This window comes from Limnospira sp. PMC 1279.21 (assembly GCF_032349615.1).
In the GTDB taxonomy this organism is placed as follows: Bacteria; Cyanobacteriota; Cyanobacteriia; order Cyanobacteriales; family Microcoleaceae; genus Limnospira; species Limnospira fusiformis.
In genome coordinates this window covers 16,655-37,579 of record NZ_JARPLU010000031.1, presented here as the reverse complement: position 1 = coordinate 37,579, position 20,925 = coordinate 16,655, and the positions used below count along the sequence as shown (strand labels likewise).

General features: G+C 45.5%; 16 protein-coding genes and 1 pseudogene. 9 read left to right on the top strand and 8 right to left on the bottom strand.

All coding sequences use genetic code 11. The features are described from left to right. Positions 1–393 precede the first annotated feature (393 nt). The 5 genes from uvrC to P5683_RS07020 all read left to right on the top strand — a co-directional run bounded on the left by uvrC (position 394) and on the right by P5683_RS07020 (position 6,957). A complete protein-coding gene (gene uvrC / locus P5683_RS07040; RefSeq protein ID WP_006623386.1) occupies positions 394–2,268 on the top strand; it encodes an excinuclease ABC subunit UvrC in 1,875 nt (624 codons plus the stop codon). Between the two features lie 97 nt (positions 2,269–2,365). Then, entirely contained in the window at positions 2,366–3,766 is a 1,401-nt protein-coding gene (locus tag P5683_RS07035) for a cytochrome P450 (protein ID WP_006623387.1), read from the top strand. A gap of 163 nt (positions 3,767–3,929) precedes the next feature. Beyond that, complete coding sequence (locus P5683_RS07030; protein WP_315639456.1) at positions 3,930–4,487, top strand: hypothetical protein; 558 nt, start codon at positions 3,930–3,932, stop codon at positions 4,485–4,487. Positions 4,488–4,772: 285 nt separating this feature from the next. Then, positions 4,773–5,483 (top strand): FkbM family methyltransferase, encoded by a 711-nt coding sequence (locus P5683_RS07025; RefSeq protein ID WP_111892454.1) that lies wholly within the window; start codon positions 4,773–4,775, stop codon positions 5,481–5,483. 121 nt (positions 5,484–5,604) lie between these two features. Next, positions 5,605–6,957 (top strand): glycosyltransferase, encoded by a 1,353-nt coding sequence (locus P5683_RS07020; RefSeq protein WP_315641760.1) that lies wholly within the window; start codon positions 5,605–5,607, stop codon positions 6,955–6,957. Here the strand turns inward: P5683_RS07020 and P5683_RS07015 are convergent. The 6 genes from P5683_RS07015 to lhgO form a co-directional block, all read right to left on the bottom strand. Continuing rightward, on the bottom strand, positions 6,936–8,003 hold the full coding sequence (locus P5683_RS07015) for a hypothetical protein (RefSeq protein WP_006623391.1): 1,068 nt from the start codon (positions 8,001–8,003) through the stop codon (positions 6,936–6,938). The genes P5683_RS07020 and P5683_RS07015 overlap by 22 nt on opposite strands. A gap of 40 nt (positions 8,004–8,043) precedes the next feature. Beyond that, on the bottom strand, positions 8,044–9,576 hold the full coding sequence (locus tag P5683_RS07010; RefSeq protein WP_315639463.1) for a hypothetical protein: 1,533 nt from the start codon (positions 9,574–9,576) through the stop codon (positions 8,044–8,046). A gap of 120 nt (positions 9,577–9,696) precedes the next feature. Continuing rightward, positions 9,697–11,208: a polyprenyl synthetase family protein gene (locus P5683_RS07005; RefSeq protein WP_315639465.1), complete on the bottom strand. Its 1,512-nt coding sequence runs from the start codon at positions 11,206–11,208 to the stop codon at positions 9,697–9,699. A 433-nt stretch (positions 11,209–11,641) separates the two neighbouring features. Further along, on the bottom strand, positions 11,642–12,784 hold the full coding sequence (locus P5683_RS07000) for a pentapeptide repeat-containing protein (protein WP_006623395.1): 1,143 nt from the start codon (positions 12,782–12,784) through the stop codon (positions 11,642–11,644). Positions 12,785–13,062: 278 nt separating this feature from the next. Then, entirely contained in the window at positions 13,063–13,266 is a 204-nt protein-coding gene (locus P5683_RS06995) for a hypothetical protein (protein WP_008054942.1), read from the bottom strand. A 342-nt stretch (positions 13,267–13,608) separates the two neighbouring features. Then, entirely contained in the window at positions 13,609–14,799 is a 1,191-nt protein-coding gene (lhgO, locus tag P5683_RS06990; RefSeq protein ID WP_193520777.1) for an L-2-hydroxyglutarate oxidase, read from the bottom strand. Between the two features lie 78 nt (positions 14,800–14,877). Here lhgO and P5683_RS06985 point away from each other — a divergent pair, with 78 nt between their 5' ends. From P5683_RS06985 to P5683_RS06970, 4 genes and pseudogenes are all read left to right on the top strand, one after another. Beyond that, a complete protein-coding gene (locus tag P5683_RS06985; protein ID WP_235677530.1) occupies positions 14,878–15,438 on the top strand; it encodes an ammonium transporter in 561 nt (186 codons plus the stop codon). Then, on the top strand, positions 15,404–16,480 hold the full coding sequence (locus P5683_RS06980; RefSeq protein ID WP_006623398.1) for a PAS domain S-box protein: 1,077 nt from the start codon (positions 15,404–15,406) through the stop codon (positions 16,478–16,480). The genes P5683_RS06985 and P5683_RS06980 overlap by 35 nt, the downstream gene beginning before the upstream one ends. Positions 16,481–16,519: 39 nt before the next feature. Further along, positions 16,520–17,374: pseudogene (locus P5683_RS06975) on the top strand (PP2C family protein-serine/threonine phosphatase). A 256-nt stretch (positions 17,375–17,630) separates the two neighbouring features. Continuing rightward, on the top strand, positions 17,631–18,146 hold the full coding sequence (locus P5683_RS06970; protein WP_008054934.1) for a DUF3122 domain-containing protein: 516 nt from the start codon (positions 17,631–17,633) through the stop codon (positions 18,144–18,146). 37 nt (positions 18,147–18,183) lie between these two features. Here the strand turns inward: P5683_RS06970 and P5683_RS06965 are convergent, their stop codons facing one another. After that, positions 18,184–20,133: a M48 family metallopeptidase gene (locus P5683_RS06965; protein WP_008054932.1), complete on the bottom strand. Its 1,950-nt coding sequence runs from the start codon at positions 20,131–20,133 to the stop codon at positions 18,184–18,186. 2 nt (positions 20,134–20,135) lie between these two features. Beyond that, positions 20,136–20,747 carry a LemA family protein gene (locus tag P5683_RS06960; RefSeq protein ID WP_006623403.1) on the bottom strand — a complete coding sequence of 204 codons (612 nt, stop codon included), beginning with the start codon at positions 20,745–20,747 and terminating at the stop codon, positions 20,136–20,138. Positions 20,748–20,925 lie beyond the last annotated feature (178 nt).

Here is a 20,925-nt window from a genome sequence, read left to right as displayed (position 1 = left end):
TGAGAAACCGGGTTTCTTGACTTCCGAGGGAGAAGCCGGGTTTCTTGACTTCCGAGGGAGAAACCCAATTGCTTAGAAACCCGGTTTCTTGGAGAAACCGGGTTTCTTGACTTCCGAGGGAGAAGCCGGGTTTCTTGACTTCCGAGGGAGAAACCCAATTGCTTAGAAACCCGGTTTCTTAGAGAAACCGGGTTTCTTGACTTCCGAGGGAGAAGCCGGGTTTCTTGACTTCCGAGGGAGAAACCCAATTGCTTAGAAACCCGGTTTCTTGGAGAAACCGGGTTTCTTGACTTCTGAGGGAGAAGCCGGGTTTCTTGACCTCTGGGGGAGAAACCCGACTATAATTGATAATTGTATCGGTGTCTGACGCACCCTACTATTAAATAAACTACTATGACAATTATACCACTAATTGAAGATAGCGATCGCCTAGAAATGAGATTAAAAGAAATTCCCCCGGTTCCGGGTGTGTATTTCATGAAAGATGGTAATGAGAATATTCTGTATATTGGGAAATCGAAAAAATTACGATCGCGGGTGCGTTCCTATTTTCGCGATCGCCAGAAACATAGTCACCGGATTAACTTAATGATTCAACAGGTGACAGATATTGAATTTATCGTTACTGATACCGAAGCCGAAGCCTTGGCTTTAGAAGCTAATTTGATTAAAAACCATCAACCTCATTTTAATGTCTTACTCAAGGATGATAAAAAATATCCCTATCTGTGTATTACTTGGTCGGAACCATACCCGCGCATTTTTATTACCCGAAAACGTAATTTAAGCAATCCCAAAGATAGATATTATGGCCCTTATGTAGATACCGGACTATTGCGAAGTAATCTACAATTGGTTAAGCGTCTATTTCCCCTGCGTCAACGTCCTAAACCTTTGTTTAAAGACCGTCCCTGTTTAAATTATGATATAGGTCGCTGTCCGGGAGTTTGTCAGCAGATGATCTCCCCAGAAGATTATCATCAAATTGTCCAAAAAGTGGCGATGGTGTTTCAAGGACGCACAGAAGAACTTATCAAAAATTTAACCGCGCAAATGCAACAAGCCGCCGCTGAGTTAAACTTTGAAACCGCCGCCAAATTCCGCGATCGCATTCAAGGTTTACAGTCTCTCAACCAAGACCAAAAAGTTTCCCTTCCTGATGAAACGGTGTCTCTTGATGCGATCGCTTTGGCTACTGACGGACAACAAGCCTCCGTGCAACTTTTCCAAATCCGCGCCGGACATTTGGTAGGTAGATTAGGCTTTTTGGCGAAAGTTTACCCTAGTGAAACAGCCTTGACTTCCCTAGAGTTGGGGGGAATTATTCAGCGGGTTTTACAGGAACATTATCAAACCGTTGATGCTGTGGAAATTCCCAGCGAAATTGTGCTACAATATAGTTTACAAGATGGGGAGTTAGTAGCAGATTGGTTAAGCGATCGCAAAGGTCGGAAAGTTACCTTAATTACTCCCCAAAGACAAGCCAAACTCGATTTAATCGCAATGGTCGAACGCAACGCTAACTATGAGTTAATGCGACTGCAAAAATTAAGCGATCGTCATCATCAATCTCTCCAAGACTTAACCGAAATTCTCGACCTTCCCGACCTTCCCCACCGCATAGAAGGTTATGATATCTCCCATATTCAGGGTTCTGATGCAGTCGCCTCCCGCGTGGTATTTATTGATGGTTTACCCGCCAAACAACACTACCGACAGTATAAAATTAAAAATCCTGATGTGCATTCGGGAAGGTCTGATGATTTCGCCAGTTTAGCAGAAGTAATTGGTCGCCGTTTTCGAGATTATCAGAATTTAGAACCCCAGGATAAGCCAGATTTGATTATGATTGATGGTGGGAAAGGTCAACTCTCAGCCGTCGTGAAAGTTTTGCAAGGTCTGGATATTTTAGAAGAGTTGAAGGTGATTAGTTTAGCCAAACGCCGAGAGGAAATTTTTGTCCCTGGTGAGTCTCAACCATTAACTACCCATCCTGAACAACCTGGGGTACAATTATTGCGACGACTACGAGATGAAGCCCATCGATTTGCGGTTAGTTTCCATCGTAACCAACGCAGTAAACGCATGAAGCGATCGCATTTAGATGACATTCCCGGACTCGGACACCACCGCCAAAAATTGCTATTAGGTCACTTTCGGTCTATTGATTATATTCGCATGGCAACCCCCACACAACTGGCGGAAGTTCCCGGAATTGGCGAAAAACTAGCCCGACAAATTTATGATTATTTCCATCCTTCTACCTGATGCAGATTAAGCTATGATATATGGCAGCTTCCGGGAAGATGTGCTATAAATAGGACTAGATTGGTCTGACTCAAAATCCTAGAATCTCAATCCCACCATGAAATTAATTGACGGTCCGCAAAATCATCCGACTATCCAAAAAATACAGTGGATAACTAACCCCCTTGGTTATATGGAGAATTGTCACCGTAAATATGGAGATGTCTTTGCAGCTAAAATCGGCGTTGCGGGTCGCCCAGTCGTCTTTGTTTCCCACCCCCAAGCTATCCAAGAAATCCTCACCCGCGATACTAAAGAATTTACCGCCCCTGGTTCATCTAATCGTATTCTAGAACCTGTGGTAGGGGATAAATCCGTGATTTTACTTGATGATAAAAACCACCTAAGACAGCGGAAACTCTTAATGCCGCCTTTCCATGGGGAAAGGATGTTTAATTATGGTAAATTAATCTGTGATTTGACCACAAAAATCGGCGACACTTTACCAATTGGCAAGACTTTTCTGGCGCGAGATTATGTGCAGAAAATCTCCCTGGCTATCATTCTTCAGGCTGTGTTTGGAGTCTACGAGGGACCCCGTTACGATCGCCTGAAAAAATTAACCACCGAACTGGTCGCTGTGACTGATTCTCCTATTAGGGCGAGTATCTTATTTTTCCCGATTTTACAACAAGATTTAGGGCGTTGGAGTCCCTGGGGGCGCTTCCAAGGTTTGCGGCGCGATATCGATAAATTACTGTTAGAAGAAATCGAAGAACGTCGCCAAAATCCCGATCCAAATCGCACCGATATTCTCAATTTGATGATGTCCGCTAGGGACGAAAATGGGGAACAGATGACCTATGAAGAACTACGGGATGAACTGTTAACTTTATTATTCGCCGGACACGAAACCACCGCCACCGCCATGGCTTGGTCTTTGTATTGGGTGCATAAACTTCCTACCGTGCGCGATCGCCTTTTATCAGAGTTAGCAACCCTCCCCCCAAATCCCGACCCGATGACTATTTATAGATTACCTTATTTAACAGCAATTTGTCAAGAAACTCTGCGAATTTATCCAGTCGCCATGGTGACATTTCCCCGGGTGACTACTCAAGCGGTGGAACTGATGGGATATCACATAGAACCCAATATAGAAGTGATTGGCGCTATCTATTTAACCCATAATGATCCGACAATTTATCCTGACCCCAAACAGTTTAAACCAGAGAGATTTTTAGATAAAAAATACTCCCCTTATCAATATTTACCTTTTGGTGGCGGTGCGCGTCAATGTATTGGTATGGCTTTGGCTCAATATGAGCTAAAATTAGTCCTAGCAACAGTCATGTTAAACTATCAACTAACCCTGGCTAATTCCCAGCCCGCCAAAGCCGCCCGCCGAGGGGTAACTTTATCAGCGACGGGAGGCATTCCTATGGTGTTAACAGGGCGGCGATCGCTATCTTCCAACCCTGTGGGAGTTGCACCGAAAGAAACCCCGCTTCTGGGTTAACTCTTCTGGTTAAGCCCAACTGTCCCCGAAGTTACCAGGTTGATGGGGAATTTCTCCCCTATTTAATCCTTTTTGGTCTTGATTTCCCTCACATCAGCAGTATAATATTGACAATGGCTTAATTTTTCATGGAGATGAGGTTCTGAAATCTCAAAAATTACCAATGATTGATACCTTGAATTGTTCCCCCCAACAGTTAGCGATTTGGCTGAGTCGTTTGGTGGAAATTTTGCGGAGTCAAGGGGGTTTAACTTGGCATAGCTTTGTTCAAACCGTTGCTGGTAAAACCGCGATCATAGAAATTGATGGCATTCAGTTGAGATTAAATGCCAATCACAGCGAACCTATCCAGGTAGATATTACTGATAATTCCGATAATTTAGAGTCAGTGGAAGCCTTGAATTTTGGCAGCCAAGCCGAAACCTTACGAGATTTAATTGGTGGTCGGTTGACGTTAGATCAAGGGGTGGCGATCGGTAAAATTCATTTGCGGGGAAGTTTATCAGAGTTGTTAGGTATTCATAAACTCACCATGGATATTGTCGCCGAAAGTGCCATTAATCCTCAACTACAGCGACTGTGGAAAGAATTTGACGATCTGTGGTTCCGTCCCAGTTTTCCTCCCCCAGTTTTGTCTCTGGAAGAACAAATAACCCCCCAGGGCGAATTGATTATGAATGTCCCAAATGACGTGCTAAATATTGAGGTGGAACTGAAATAGAAAGGCTGAAAAACTAACTCTGGAGGGGGTAATTATTTTTATTCTTTGTGCCGTGGCATCTCGACTTTTCCCCGCTCCCAAATTTATCCAGACTCGAAGGCGAAAAAATAGGGTCAACCATCGGATCATCTGAGCCACTTAGAACGGTGCTAAGATGTGTCATACAGACTAATATGGGGGTAGATAAAGCCCCATCATAATGGTTTTGTTTTTTGTCTGATGCCCCGAAATCGGGTCGGATTCCCTCGATTTTGTCAACCTTTATTTTCATAGGTTTACTCTGATATGCTATCTGAATTATTCCATAAATTTGGTGTGCCGTTTTTTTTGTCAGTAGTCCACGATCCAAATCTTTGTATTTCTTGGTCACAATTTGGTGAAGATACTCTAATTTTAGAGTTGATTTCCAGAAATAAATCCAACCTATTTAGCAATTACTATGTTGACATCGGTGCTTATCATCCCAGTCGATTTTCTAACACTAAGCTTTTGAGTATGATGGGATGGAAAGGTATGAATGTAGATCCCAATCCTCAATCTGTGAAACTATTTGAACAGGAACGTCCCCAGGATATCAATCTAAATCTAGGTGTTGCTTCTTATGAAGGGGAGTCAGAAATCTATTGTTTCCGCGAAGGTGCTATCAACACTTTTAATGGGGATATGGCCGAATATTTCATTAGACACGGATGGGAGTTTATGGGCAAGCAAAAAGTGAAGGTACTCCCCCTTAACCAGCTACTTGACACTTATCTTCCCGACGAAATTAAAGATTCAGAAATTGGTTTCCTAGACATTGATTGCGAAGGTTTAGACAAGGATATTATTCTGAATTTAGATATCGATCGCTATCGGCCTTATATCATTGCAGTTGAGGCACATGATTTCAATCTTATGCATCCTCTCGCTCACGAAATTGTTCAGTTTCTGATCGCTGCCGATTACCAGTTGGCTGCTTACACCGGACCTACCCTTCTGTTTAGACGGTCAACATGATGGTATTGACGTTGGGAAGTTTAATGAGAAAATATATGAATATTTAAGCCGGGATGGTTGGTTCGAGTTTTTCATCGGTTAAAGTTATAATAGAATTTCAGCCGGATTTTCAGAATTAAACATGGTCGATCGCATCGTATTAGCAACATCAGGTTCTTTGGGTGATTTGTATCCTTATTTGGCGATCGCCCGAGGATTAAAAGCCAGGGGGTATCAGCCGATCATCGCCGCCGCCGAAAAATACCGAAGTTATGTGGCGGCGGAGGAAATCGAATTTCACCCTTTGAGGGAAAGGATATGGGAACAGGATAACAAGTTCATGCAAATGCTAATGGACTCCCAACGGGAGGTCGAATACATTATTTGTTATCAATTGATGCCCCACTTGCGGGCGACTTACACCGACTTGATGGCAGCGGTACGGGGGGCGGATTTGTTAATAACTCATCCGCTGATTTTGCCCGGTCGAATTGTCGCCGAACAAACCCAAATTCCTTGGATTTCAACGGTTCTATCAGCCTTTATGTCAGTTTACGATTCGCCTGGGGGCGATAGCTTCGCTTCACGCACCGAGGCGATCGCTTCCCCAGTCTCGGAGTATGAACGGTGTTTGCAATGGGTCGCCAAAGATGCCGAACAACGCCAACTCCGCAGTCGGCTTCGCCATTGGAGTGCCCCCCTGCGTCAACTGCGGAGTTCGTTGGGACTGCCACCAGGCCCCGATCCCCTGTTTGAAGGGCAGCATTCCCCCGATTTAGTGCTGGCTTTGTTTTCCCAGGTTTTTGCCAGACCCCAACCGGACTGGCCCAGGCAAACTGTCGTCACCGGGTTTCCGTTTTACGATCGCCCGTCCAATCAGGGGTTATCTGAGGAACTGAGAGAGTTTTTAGACAGCGGGCCGCCACCGATAGTGTTTACTTTGGGTTCAACGGTGGTATGGACTCCCGGTAATTTTTACTGGTCTAGCGCGATCGCCGCCCACCAGTTGGGCTATCGGTCAGTGCTAATGATGGGCCCTGGCGCGGATAGTGTCAGACCCGACCAATTGCCTGAAGGCGCGATCGCCGTCAATTATGCCCCCCACGGGCAAATTTTCCCTAGGGCGGCGGCGATTGTCCATCATGGCGGCATGGGAACCACAGCAGAAGCATTGCGATCGGGGCGGAGAATGCTGGTGGTTCCCCACAAGTACGACCAGCCAGAAAATGCAGCCCGCGTCGTCCGCCTGGGGGTCGCCCGAATGCTCCCACCCCAACAATATACTGCGGAGTTGGTAGCCAACGAACTTCGACAACTGTTGTTTGAAAAACAATATGCCCAAAAAGCCGCTGCCATTGGAGAAGCGATCGGGGCGGAAAATGGCGTAGAAACGGCTTGTGATGCGATCGCCAACCTTATCGGCCAGTACCCGAGTCGGAAACCCGCCAAATATTCCGACTCCCCCAATGATTCTCAGATCACATATTCCCCATAAACTAAGCCGGTGGCGAGCCATGTTTTTTCTCCGAGTTGAAGGGTAACGGCCGCGCGGCCGGTGAGTTCTTCAATAAAAGTATATTGCCGTTGTTGATTGTCGGGGACGATTAATTCTACTACCGACTCAAAATCAATTTCAATTAGCAATTGGTCTTGGTCATCAGCGGCGATAATTTCCAAGGCGCTGGGGGTTTGCAATAAGCGATCGCTAAATAATAGCGCCATAATTCCCGGCAACCTGGGGGGAATAACAGGCAGCTCCGACCAGTCCCAATTAATCTGTAAAGTGGCACCCAAAAACACTTTTCGCAATTGATGATTCACATAAATAAAAATATAGGGAAAACCCCCTTGCGAATGGTCTTTGTTGGTGCGTCTGTCCAATACCAAAGTGATGGCGGTGCCATCAATGCAGGTGCCAAAAGCGACGAACCACTCCCAACCGATATCTTCCCCCCAGCGGAAGCGGCCAAAATTGCGATCGTGGTAGCAAAACCAGTTTGGGTGAATGGGAAACGATCGCCCACCAACGGATAAGTTTCCTCTCACCTGTAAGCCCGGTACTAATCCCCAGCCGATGAATCCACTGCCAAACGGTGAATTTTCCGTGACTAATAGGGGAGTGGCTGTAGCTGTCGCCGCCAATTCAATGAATAGCTGCGATCGCTGATCTTGTACTTCTAACCGCGTCTGGGTTCCGTTTACTTGCAATTCCATCCCTTGACCTTGCCAATGTACGGGTTCCGGGCTGATTTGACTGGGGTTCCACTCTTGGGAAAAAGTCGTTCCGAAACTGGCAAAAGGGGCCGCAGGGCGACAGTCTGAGTCGAGAAAATCAGTCGGAACTGTCACCATCAAACTGGTTTGAATTTCTCCAGTTCCCGGTCTGGCGATCGCCGTCAGATTTACGAGGACTCTAATCTGAGTATCAGGATCCAATAATACATAATGATACCAATCTTTCCAATCTAGGGGTGCGGTGGGGTCGTCGAGAGGGATTCGCAGTTGTTCCACCCGGGCAAGTTTTTGTTCGTCAATGGTCATTTTTTCTGAGAAAATTAACTAAAATTGGGCGGTGGATAACTTATCGTTGTAGGGAACCTGGCTCGCTGAGAACGTCTTTAATTGGCGGGATGGGGGTTGGGGCGGTTGGGGACACAGACGGTGCGGTAGATGCGATCGCCTGCAATGTCGTAGCTATCCTGGGGGAAACACAACTGATTCCCAAAACAATCTTGAGAAACCAAGCCTCCCCATCTATTCCTAATTGGTTCACCAAGTCCGCCGCCGAAGTCTGGGAATTAGGGATTGGGGAACCAGCAATATCCCACAACCACTGTTCCCAAAACTTGAGCAAACCCCCCCTAGAAGCCGGAGTCCCGACGGAATTGTGAAAAGCGGTAGCCGTCGCTTGACTGACGGCGATCCAACGGGGGACGGAGGCGGCGGCTAAACTCAAAACCCCATTTTTACAGAACCGGGTGAGTCGCAATTGATCCAGTAGCATTCGACCTGGGGGGGTTTTGGCATAGTCGTCCCCTTTTTGGGCGAAAATTAGCAATAATTCTAACACCAACCAACGAGCCGGAAGTAAGTCTAATTCTGGCAATCGCGTCCCTAAATGATACAAGCAACCCGCTATGGTTTGGGGGGGAGGGGTGGCTGGGTTTAATGGCTCAATTTTCTGGGTGGCGATCGCCTCTATATGGGAGGCAATTCGAGGCGACAATGACATCAATCCTAGGAGAAAATAACCCAACCAGCGATCGCTATCTGTTCCCAGTTTAGCCACAAATTCTGTGGCTACAAATAATGGGGCGACGATGGGTTTAGCCGTTTCTGGGGCTTCTACGTCGCTTTCTACCAAACTCAACAGCCACCTTTCCCAAATATAAAGCAGACGTTGTTCCCGGCGATCGCCCTTGAGGACTTGACCGGACATCGATAAAGTTTCCGAAATCCAATCGGGGACTTTTGCCGTGGCCAGCACTGTCGATACAGTTGAGAAAAAAGCCGTTTTTCGCAGTTGCGAGAGCCGTTTTAAACCCTCTGGGGTGCAGGTGTATTCTTCTCCTTTTTGGCTGATGGCTACTAATAATTCTGCCACCAGCCAGCGAGAAGGAATGCGATCGAGGTCGTTCAATGCCGAAATCAATCCCCAGGCATTTTGGGTGGTTATGTCATCATAAATTGACGATTTATGATCCGCTAATTCTCTCGATGGAAAGCTGATATTAACCAGATATTCTCTAGGCTTTTTCTCCGCAATTTTAGCTTTAACATTTAGGATGATTAACAGAGGTTCTTCCAGTAATCCGGGAAATCTTAGCCAACTTTTAATAACCTGTCCTGGTTGCAGTTCTAAAGGTAGTTTTACCGTCACAGTTTGAGTGGCGTTTCCCGCACCAGAACCTAGATAAATATAGTCAGGTTCCACCGGATTAATGGTGGCAAAAATCTCCCCGTTATCGGCGAGCCAATTATCTAAAACTGGTCGCACCAGTAGAGTTTCACCGCTACCATTATGCAGGGACAGTCTCAGCACCAGTTCACCGCCTGGGTGAATTTCAGCTTGGACTGGGGGGGGCATTGCGATCGGGTTTTTATCTTCGATCATCTTGACAATCTCTCTATCTTATGGTAAAATAACTTCCTCAATACAACTTGATTTTATGGTTGGTCAATCCTCCTTAAAATGAGCCAGGGGCTATGGCTCGTATCATAACCCCCCAAAATGCTATAAATTTCGATAAATCACATAGTTAATTAATTCTTTCAGAAAGCGGCGATCGTGAACCGGAGTCTGCCATTTTTCACCGGGTCTGATCGGAGTTTCCGGCTCCATAAAATCCAGACTGTCCAAAATATCGGCAGCTTTTTGAGCCAAAGAACGAGCCACAGCCCAGCCATGTTCGATGCTACCATACTGGCGCATTTGTTCCATAACAAATTCTACCTGTTCCGGGGTCTTTTCCGGTCGGGGGGTGGCGAGAATTTCCAACATTCGGCGGGATTCGACCGGACTACTGTGGGCGATCGCATGATTGAGCATCAAAGTGCGTTTTCCCTCGTAAATGTCTCCGCCAATTTCCTTCCCATAAGCCTTCATATCTCCCACCAAGTTTAATAAATCATCTTGGATCTGAAAAGCAATGCCCAAAATCATGCCAAACCGAGTAACTCCCGCCAAAGGTTCCACCAAATCTTGAGGATTAGCCGAGGAATTCCCCACAATCAAACCGATGCGACAGGGTGTCATAAAAGAATACCAGCAGGTTTTTTTGACGCACATTTTAAAATAATCGCGATCGCTTAAATTGTCCGTATTTTCTGCCACCCAATCCAATTCCATCGCCTGTCCTTCCACCGATTGACGCGCCATAAACTCAATTTCGTGGAGTACATTCAGAGTTTTGGTTACTCCGATCGCCGATAAATTTTCCAGCAACAAACCCACAGCCAGTACATTGGTTGCATCCCCAACATTAATCGCCCGGGGAATCCCAATATTGTGGTGTAACGTCCCTTTTCCCCGGCGCGACTCTGACCCGTCCTCAATATCATCGTGAATCAGAAACGCATTGTGATACAGTTCCAAAGCCGCGGCCGTCGATAGCGCCACCTGTCCCATGCCACCCACCGCCCGCGCCGCACTAATACACATGGTGGGGCGCAGCATTTTACCTCCCCGAAACGGGTAATCGAGCAACAAATCATATAACGGTTCGTAGGAACCGATAACTTCTCGTCGCCTGCCAATAAATTCCTGAATTTTTGCCCCGATCGCTATCCGGGAGTCTTCTAGTGCTTGGTTAATAATGGTTTTATCAAACTGAGCCGGGTAGGGTGTCGGGAGGGTCGCCTCCGACACCGTATTTAAGTCCGCTTCCAGGTTCGCATCCTCCGGCAGAATCGAACCTCGGTTATTTTTACCGTCGGGAATGCGTTCCGGAAGCGTTGCGGATGCCACATCGCTGACTGCAATGGTGGCGGTTTGGGGAGTGCTGGCCATGCTGATTGGCTGATTTGATGAGGGAGTGCGTTCCGGAAGCGTTGCGGATGCCACATCGCCATTAGCCTCAGAAACCGCGATCGTTTGGGGAACACAGGACTGTAATTCACCAGCCGAGTCCGTTTCCTCAGTCCTCAGAAATGGCACAACAGACTTACCATTCCCACAGCCATTTTCCCCCAATTGAGCGTTCCGGAAGCGTTGCGGATGCCACATCGAGGAAGTAGATTTTTCCAACTGATCCGATACCGAGTCACTCTTGATCCCTAAAAACATCAAATTGAGCAGGATTCCCCAAACCGTAAAATATAACAGGATTCCCCAAAAGACTAAATTGGATGGAGGGCTAAGACCGAGCCAATTGAACAGCAATTCAAACATTGATCAAGTACAGCTAGAAGGGCAGATCGAAGGGCAGATCACCACCGTTAAAATCGGATACATCTTGGCATTATTCATCATTGCCTAGTGCTAGACAGGCAAAGAAAGCCAATTGACAATCTTTACAGAGGCTATCCCTAGGGATAGCCACTTATTTCCATCAATCAATGACAAAAAGCTCACCCCACCCGGTCACACCAGACAATGTAACCGGGTTTGAGGATGGATTTCAACCATGGGAAATTGATACCATCAACGGTAGAATAATTTGTCGTTGGGATTACCTTTATTAGGCAATTCCTAACAGTTGCTTCTGGGCATCATCAAGTTTAGCCCCCGTGAGGTTCGCATTACTGAAGTTAGCCCCAGTGATGTTGGCTCCCCGCAGGTCCGCATTTGTCAGGTTGGCATTGGTGAAGTTAGCCCCAGTCATGTCGGTTCCTTGCAAGTCCGCATTTGTCAGGTCAGCACCACAGAAGTTAGCATAGCCAAGATAGGAATAGCTGAGATTGGCATAGCCCAGATAAGCGTAACAGAAATTCGCGTAAGCCAAGCTAGCCTGGTTTAATTGGGCTCCAATTAGCTTCGCCTGACACAAGTTAGCAAAACTCAGATCCGCTTGGCTGAGAACCGCGTAGCTTAAATCGGCACAGCACAAATTAGCATAGCCCAGATAGGCATAGTTGAGATTGGCATAGCCGAGATAGGCGTGACAGAGATAGGCGTAACCCAAATTAGCCGCGACCAGGTTAGTGGCTCCTAAGTTAGTCGCACACAAGTAGGAAAAGCTCAGATCGATACCGCTCAGATTCATTTTGCTCAAGTCTACTTGCGGCAAGTAACTATTCGGAAAATCTCGCTTGCCGATGTCATACGGAATCTTTATCTTTATGTGGCCTGGGGGTGTGGGGGCGCAGCCACCCTGTGGTGGTATGAAACTAGACCAGTCAACATTCGGCGGGGTCGGTTGTGGCTCCTCTGAACCCCCACTGGGCTGGGTCGGTTTCTCGCCTTCGCTGGAACTGCCATCTGGTTTCCCTTCCCACCAGGAGGGGGCTGCATCGCCAATCGAAGGCCATTCTAGCCAGATACCAGCTTTATTGGTCAAACCTAGTTGGCCGGGACGGCAAGACTGGGAGCCTTCTTTGGCTGTGGTTTGCAAGTTCCCAACCGGGTCGGCCATTTCAATGTTAAATACACTCCGGGCTGGGACGGCATTGGCAGGGTTCCCACCAATCACAAAGTGCAGCGTTCCTCTCGCGCCTTTACTCAGATCGATTTGCGTGTCCGGGTCGGTGTAGACAAACTCCCTCAAATCGGTGTGGTAGACTATCTCTTGGTCGTTCGCAGTTTGGGAATTTCCGTAGACAAAGTACCCTTTGCCATAGGTTTGGTTATTGTTAGTGACTGTCCTGAAGTACACTTTCACCATGATTGAAGTCCTTAATTTTGAAAGGCAATAAAATATCGAAATCGTAGTCTCTACAGAACTAGAGTCGGTGACGTAACACCGCCATCGAAAGTCATCAAAAACTAGCCCCCTCTTCCACTGGTAGAGCGGATTTTTGGGTATTACTAATCAGCCGGGTTTAAATTCAACCACATCGGCTCCCCAGCAACATCAAACCATGACATGACCGCGCGATCATGATGCTGGATAGATCACATTGGCTAATTTTTGAGACTAAGACCATCTTCCTGGGTTGATTTTCAAGCCCAGTTGACGCTATATACTTGATGCACCATATCCCCACTTAGATTAAGTTCTTTTAGACCACCACAGATGGCGTTCAAGCCAGAAACTAGACGCGCACTACTGGGGATATGCTTCGCTGTCACTGCCCAGTCGAAAATCAGTTCGGCGCTTAACCTAAGTTGACAACCAACATAACAAATTTGCGGTTTTTTTGTCAACCAAAATACAATTTTTTATTGTAAATATTTATGAACAGGCAACGAACACTATTTAGAGAGCCTAAATGGGCCATATATATAATGGTGTCCTCGCCTGGGTCATCACTCCCTAGATCCGTTTATGGTGGCCATGGGACTTTTTCAGCGACGGGAGGCATTCATTAGCTGTTAACAGGGCGGCGATCGCTATCTTCCAACCCTGTGGGAGTTGCACCGAAAGAAACCCCGCTTCTGGGTTAACTCTTCAAAAGCAATTCCCTTATTGTTATAATAATCAAAAAGGTAGTCGGAGAAATATAAATGAACACTTCATGATCCGCCCAAGACTGCGAGGAAATCAATTTATGAATAATTGGGGACTTTTTGAGCGATCGCTTTCCCAATTTCTAAAGAAGCCGTCGCCGCTGGTGATGGCGCATTACAAACATGAAGCGCACGGGGCTTTTCTACAATTAGAAAATCATCCACTAATCCCCCATTAGGCATTAACGCCTGTGCGCGGACTCCCGCATGGGTGGGGATGATATCCTCCCCTGTTATTTCCGGGATTAATCGTTGTAAACTCCGTACAAATGCCGCTTTACTAAAAGACCTGATAATTTCTTCCACACCATCACTCCAGTATTTAGCAGCCAGTTTCCATAGTCCTGGATAAGTCAGAATTTCCATTAATTCACCCAAATCAACATCAGTTTTTTTATAACCCTCCCGCTTCAGACTTAAAACCGCATTCGGTCCCGCGTGTACCGAACCATCAATCATCCGCGTAAAATGCACCCCTAAAAATGGGAAATCGGGGTTAGGAACTGGATAAATTAAATTCTTAACTAAATATCTTTTTTCCGGGATTAACTCATAGTATTCTCCCCGAAATGGGATGATTTTAGCCGGGGGTTTTACCTGGGTTAATTCCGTAATGCGATCGCTATAAAGACCAGCGCAATTAATCACAAAATCCGTGACAAACTCTCCCTGATTAGTGGCTAATACTAAACCCTGGGAAGTTTCCGTGATTTTATGCACCTTAGTATTTAACCGTAAATTTCCCCCTTTTTCCGCCACTAAATCTGCATATTTGGCGCTAACTTCACTATAGCTAACAATCCCCGTAGATCCAACTTTAATCGCCGCCAAACAACGCACATGAGGCTCAATTTCTGCTACCTCTTCCGGCGTGATTTTAGCCACAGGAATTTGATTATCTAAGCCTCGTTGATACAGATTATCTAACAAGGGCAATTCTTCCGGTTCCGTAGCCACAATTATTTTACCACAAACATCATATTTAATCCCATGCTGTTCACAAAAGTTAACCATTGATAAATTTCCCTGACTGCAGAGAGTCGCCTTGAGGCTACCTGGTTTATAATAAATACCCGAATGGATAACCCCACTATTATTGCCAGTTTGGTGAAAAGCCCAAGATTTTTCTTTTTCCAAGATGATAATTTTAGCCCTAGGATGAGTTAAACTTAATGAATAAGCAGTAGATAGTCCGACAATGCCACCACCAATAATTGCTAAATTGTACATAATTTCGATTCTTTCCTGAATTGATTGCTTAATCCTATAAATATTGAACAGCCACCTTTTCCAACCATCTTATAATTCATGAATGATCTGATATGGCTGCTAATTTGCTCAAGTTTAGTATTCCTGATGCAGCCCGGGTTTATGTGTTTGGAGTCGGGGTTAACCCGTTCCAAGAATAGCATTAATGTTGCCATCAAAAACCTAGCTGACTTCGGAATTTCTGTCTGGCTATTTTGGGCGATCGGCTATGGGCTAATGTTTGGTACCTCCCAATTAGGACTATTTGGTTCTAGTTACTTTGTTTTAGATGTTAGCAACATCCCCAGTGTAGCTGCTTTGTTTCTATTTCAGACTATGTTCTGTAGCACCGCCACCACCATTGTTTCTGGGGCGGTTGCGGAAAGAATGCGATTTCAAGCCTATTTAATTGTCGCTGGCTTTACCTCTGGGTTAATTTATCCGATTTTTGGACATTGGGCTTGGAATGGTTTAAATAATGGTGTCGCTAATGGTTGGCTAGATCAGTTAGGGTTTATCGACTTTGCGGGGTCTACTGTTGTTCATAGTATCGGGGGATGGGTAGCCCTGGCTGCTTTATTAGTAATTGGACCCCGCAGCGGGCCGATTTCCTCAAGGTAAAAGTCCCCGTAAAATTCATGGGTCTAATTTACCTTTGTCGGTGTTAGGAGTGATGCTACTTTGGATAGGTTGGCTAGGGTTTAATGGTGGTAGCGCCTTGGTGGTCAACGATAAAATTCCCGTGATTATTGTGAATACTATTTTAGGCGGAGTCGCGGGAATGTTAGTCAATTTATTTGTGTCTTTATGGCGCACAGGTTGGGTAGAAATAGAATGTTTAATTAATGGCTCTCTGGCTGGATTGGTAGCAATTACTGCCTCCTGTAATGCGGTGGGAACTTTGCCAGCCATAATCATTGGAGCCTTGGGAGCTATCATTGCTACAGAGGTATCTAAACAATTAGTTAGGTGGGGCATTGATGATGCTGTAGATGCAGTGGCGGTTCATGTGGGGGCAGGAGTTTGGGGGACTTTGGCAGTGGGTTTATTTGGGCGATTAGATGTGCTAAATACAGGCTTAAATCGCTTTGGTCAAATAGCTGTACAAGTGTTGGGAATAGTCAGTGGTGCTATCCGGGGATTTTTACTCAGTTTGATTTTGCTGTTAATTATCAATAAATTCTACCCTTTGCGAGTTTCGGAAGAAGGGGAAAATATGGGACTAAACATTTATGAACATCGCGCTAAAACAGATAGTTATGAACTGTTTAAAGTTATGGACTTTCAAGCTCAAACTAAGGATTTGAGTTTGCGGGTTCCGGTGGAACCATTTACGGAAGTTGGACAAATTGCCAGCCGCTATAATTATGTAATGGATGCTTTGGAAGCAGCGGTGCGAAAAACGGAGGCGATCGTGGAGACTGCTACTGATGCTATTCTTACTTTTACGGTATCTTCTCTGGTGGTGTTGACCGCTAATCCTAGTGCTGAGGCTATCTTTGGTTATGGGAAAGAACAGTTGATTGGGATGGAAATTAGGAAATTGGTGAGGGCTGATGATAATTCCTACAATTGGGATAGTTTGCTAATTGAAAAATGGTTAAAATCTCCTTGTCAGTCGGCTATAGGATGGCGGGCTGATGGTTCTCAATTTCCGGTATAAGTTACGTTAAATCAGGCTAAATTAGGAAACAGATCATTTATGATTGGCACTTTTAGAGATATTACTGAAAGGCAAAAATCTCAAGAGTCCCTGGCTTTAGCATATCAAGAAATTAAAATGCTTAATCATCAGCTAGATTATGAAAATAAATCTCTGAATATGGAGTTGGAAATTACCCGCCGTCTACAACGTTTGCTGTTACCCAGTGAAGCGGAACTTCAGGACATTAAAAACCTTGATATTGCGGGTTATATGGAACCTGCTACAGACATAGGAGGAGATTATTATGATGTTCTCGCCTTTGGCGGCGGGGTGACTATCTGCATGGGAGATGTCACCGGACACGGTTTAGAAAGTGGTATGGTGATGTTAATGGCTCAAACTGCTGTCCGAACTTTACTGGAAGCGGGAGAAACTGATCGGGTCAGATTTTTGGATGTTCTTAATCGAACTATTTACCTCAATGTGGTAAGAATGAACTGTGATAAAAATATGACTCTGGTATTGCTTGATTATGAAGATGAATAAATCAGAATCTGTGGTCAACATGAGGAAGCAATTTTAGTTCGTGCTGATGGAAATGTGCAACGTATCGAAACTATTGATCTGGGTTTCCCGATTGGATTGGTTGATGATATATCGGAGTTTATTAGCCATTATACTACCTATTTAAATGCTGGGGATGTGGTGGTTTTATATACTGATGGTATTACTGAGGCAGAAAATGCTGATCAGCTTCACTATGGAGTAGTTCGACTCTGTGAAGTGGTAGCGGAAAATCGTCATCTGACTGCTGCTGAAATTCGACAGTCTATTATTAATGATGTTATGGAATACATCGGCGATCATCAAGTTCATGATGATATGACTATGTTAGTGTGTAAACAGCGCTAATTTGTGATAATTAATCATCACTATAGCGCTTCTCATATCTATCAAATACAGCCCTCACCCCAAACCCCTCTCCCAGAAAAGGAGAGGGGCTTTGAAAAGTACCTCATCAGTCCGGGAACTGCTATATAAGCAAATATACTCCCAGCCGGGGACACCAGAATACTGGAAGAAATAGCCCCATTTAATGTGATTATCTGTTATTATAACTAAATGGTTAAGTTAACAATCAGTTGGCATCAAAGCTTTGTTTAAAGGGATGTTAGAACTAATGTTGATTAATGTCAGAAAACTGGTGTCGATTTTGTTGCTAATTATCCTCCCTTTGCTGTTGGTTATGGTTTCGCCTGAAACAGCGATCGCCTTAATTCAACAACAGGAGGAGGCTCCCGGACAGATACTTTATAAATCTCGCCATAGTTTGAGAGATCATCAAGGTAATTCTTGGCAGGTCATTCTGTTTAAGCGGGTCAAAAATGGGGAGGTAAAAGACGTTAGTTTGCGTTTGGTGGGGTTTCCGGGTTCGGTAACATTTAATCATCCTGAACCGTTGCAAATTGTGTTCAGTAATGGTAGGATACTTGAGGCGGTAGATGAGTTTGGCGAAAAAGCACCCGGCCCGAATGTTGGACAATACGATTTAACCGATATTTTGCCCAAAATTTCCCAAGCCGATCAAATTGAGCTTAACCTTTCGATCGCTCAAACAAAATCTGCGATCGCTGTGCCGTCTCCAGTGGTTCTGGAATGGAAGGCGATCAACAGTCCTGGTTAATAACTTGCTAGAGTGGAGAAAAATAATTGTCTCCACTCTATCTCTGATTGGCGCTGCTGGGTGCGTCTAAAAATGGTGGAATAGGACAGTTAAGAGAAATCACGATCGCCCTGAGTAACTCGGCTTGGTCTAAGGTGACATGGTGATCAGCCAGGACAGTATAGGCGCAAGCATCAACCACCGCCTGTTTAAGTTTGGGTGCGGCGAGTTCCAGACGTTTGAGACTCTCACCAACTTGAGTCAAACTATATTCACCGGGTTGAGTGGGTAAAGTTTCCCCGGAATTTCTAGGTAGGCGCAACAGTCCGGCTTGAAAAGCCATATCAACCGCCCCCGGAGAATCTTGGCCGACGCGAGCCAAAGCCGATAACACAATAACACAATCGGACCAAATCTGTTTAATCTCAGTAAACTTAACTTTAGGTTCCTGCTGTGTGGTGGGAAAGTAGTTAGTCAACCGTTGACGCAACACGACAAAAATTGCATACTCAGACAGACTCAGATGATTGTCAGCTTTAATCAAAACCCTGGCTTGTTTCAGCAGTTGGGTACACTGGCTAACACTTCCACCACGCAAAGCAGGTATGGCTAAATCAATCAACGGTAGACGAGTCCGCGCGTTCAAACTCTCCAGGTAAGGACTCAGGTTTTGGATCATTTCCAACACTGGCGGCGGGGAGGACTCTCGCAAGGAAGACATTTGGCGATCGCGCACTTCTGGGTCTGTATGCAACAATAAACTATAAATAATGGCGATCGCCCCATTTACATCACGGGTAGCCATGCGTACAGGTTCGGGGATATCCGCCAAAAACCCCCGCACATTATCAAGGTGTTTAGGGTTGGTAGTTCCCACTCCGGCGACTACCCGATCCGGTGAAACCGACAAGGACTCCGGTTGCGGCTGTGGTTGAGGCGATGAACCCGCAAACCCCGCCACCATTTCATTACCGGAAGCTATAGACGACATAGAAGCATTATTTCCGGTTTCTTCCACCGACCAAGTGCGACCCGCGAAACCTTCCAAACGCTTAACCCTTTCTTTCACAGGGGGATGAGTTGCAAAGATTTGTCCGAAACTCTCAAAAATCCCTGTAAAAGCCTCCCCAAAAAACAGGTGACTAGCTTCTTCAGCCCTAGGATTTGTTACCTTAGAACCAGATTTATAGCCCGCAATCTTTTGTAGTGCGCCACTAATACCGTCAGGGTTGCGGGTAAACTGAACTGCGGAAGCATCCGCTAAAAACTCCCGTTGTCGAGAAACGGCACTTTTGATTAACCTACCGCAAAAAAAGCCGATCCCACCAATAACTACCATTCCTAAACCAATAATCAAGCCCGAATCTTTGCCTTTTGACGAGGAGTTGTCACTACCCCCCCACCAACTACCTCTTAACATTACCCGACCCATAATATATATCAGGATTAAACCCTGAATAACTCCGATGAGTCGGAGATTTAGGCGCATATCTCCATTGAGAATATGGCTAAATTCATGGGCGATTACCCCTTGTAACTCATCGCGATCGAGTTGTTCTAAACAACCTCGCGTTACCCCAATTACTGCATCATTGGGAGTAAATCCAGCCGCAAAAGCATTGATTCCCTTTTCTTCCCCTAAAACATACACTTCGGGAACGGAAATTCCAGAGGCGATCGCCATTTCCTCTACAATATTAAGTAGTCGTTTTTCCAGTTCATCTCCGGTCATGCGATCGACTAATGTTCCCCCCAAATCCTCAGCGACTACCTTACCTCCCCCCCGTAATTGAATGGATTTATAGACACTTCCCCCACCCACAGTAGCCACCACTCCCAAGGCTACTAACAACAATAGTTCTGGTCGCCATATCAAAAAATTATCGTGCAGTGCATATACCACCACCCCATATAATAGGGCTATCATCACAATCACAGCCACCAGAAACAGACCCAGCAAATAAACGGTGTTTTGTCTGGCTTGGTCTTGATGCTCAAAGAAATTCATAATTAGAAGGAAACGTTAGGAACTTCTTTCACCTCGGGGGATGATTCTTCTAGTAATTGAGCTTCTTGGAAGTTGAAACTACTAGCGACTAAATTGCTCGGAAATACGTCTCTTTTGGTATTGTAAACAGTTACGGCATCGTTAAAAGCCTGTCGCGCAAAAGCAATCTTGTTTTCAGTCGATCGCAACTCTTCCATGAGTTGATCCATGGACTTATCAGCCTTTAAATCTGGGTAGGCTTCTGATAGAGCAAATAACCTTCCTAATGTACCGGTTAAAGCAGCTTCCGCCTGTCCTAACTGTTGCATGGCTTGGGGGTCACCAGGGTTGGCTGCTGCTTGATTCGTGGCGGTCACAGCAGCATTACGAGCCGCAATAACAGCTTCTAAGGTTCCCCTTTCATGAGCCATATAACCCTTAACTGTTTCGACCAAATTAGGGATTAAATCATGGCGGCGTTTGAGTTGAACATCAATCTGAGCATAGGCATTTTGATAGCGTCTGCGTAGACGTGCTAGGCTATTATAAGCCTGGACACCCACAATAGCCACCAGAATGACGACAACAATACCGATGACAAACAAAAGGGCGAAAATTCCAGCGAGTATCTCCACAGTCTAGGTTCTCCTTGGCGTGTGTCTGCATGGTTCGCGGATTGGACGCGGGTTCTACTCGGTCTATCAAGCTAGGCTAGATGAGTTTAATTATGTTTTCCCAATCTAATCAAGTAACCCGGCTCTGTGCGGCATTATAACACAATCAAATGTGGCTAACCCCAAATTGTTACACTTT

Coding starts and splice junctions, on each gene's coding strand:
- P5683_RS07010 (WP_315639463.1), bottom strand. CDS start 9,576: ATGATCGAAGATAAAAACCCGATCGCAATGCCCCCCCCAGTCCAAGCT.
- P5683_RS07015 (WP_006623391.1), bottom strand. CDS start 8,003: ATGACCATTGACGAACAAAAACTTGCCCGGGTGGAACAACTGCGAATC.
- P5683_RS07035 (WP_006623387.1), top strand. CDS start 2,366: ATGAAATTAATTGACGGTCCGCAAAATCATCCGACTATCCAAAAAATA.
- P5683_RS07020 (WP_315641760.1), top strand. CDS start 5,605: ATGGTCGATCGCATCGTATTAGCAACATCAGGTTCTTTGGGTGATTTG.
- P5683_RS06970 (WP_008054934.1), top strand. CDS start 17,631: ATGTTAGAACTAATGTTGATTAATGTCAGAAAACTGGTGTCGATTTTG.
- lhgO (WP_193520777.1), bottom strand. CDS start 14,799: ATGTACAATTTAGCAATTATTGGTGGTGGCATTGTCGGACTATCTACT.
- P5683_RS06985 (WP_235677530.1), top strand. CDS start 14,878: ATGAATGATCTGATATGGCTGCTAATTTGCTCAAGTTTAGTATTCCTG.
- P5683_RS07000 (WP_006623395.1), bottom strand. CDS start 12,784: ATGGTGAAAGTGTACTTCAGGACAGTCACTAACAATAACCAAACCTAT.
- P5683_RS07025 (WP_111892454.1), top strand. CDS start 4,773: ATGCTATCTGAATTATTCCATAAATTTGGTGTGCCGTTTTTTTTGTCA.
- P5683_RS07030 (WP_315639456.1), top strand. CDS start 3,930: ATGATTGATACCTTGAATTGTTCCCCCCAACAGTTAGCGATTTGGCTG.
- uvrC (WP_006623386.1), top strand. CDS start 394: ATGACAATTATACCACTAATTGAAGATAGCGATCGCCTAGAAATGAGA.
- P5683_RS06965 (WP_008054932.1), bottom strand. CDS start 20,133: ATGAATTTCTTTGAGCATCAAGACCAAGCCAGACAAAACACCGTTTAT.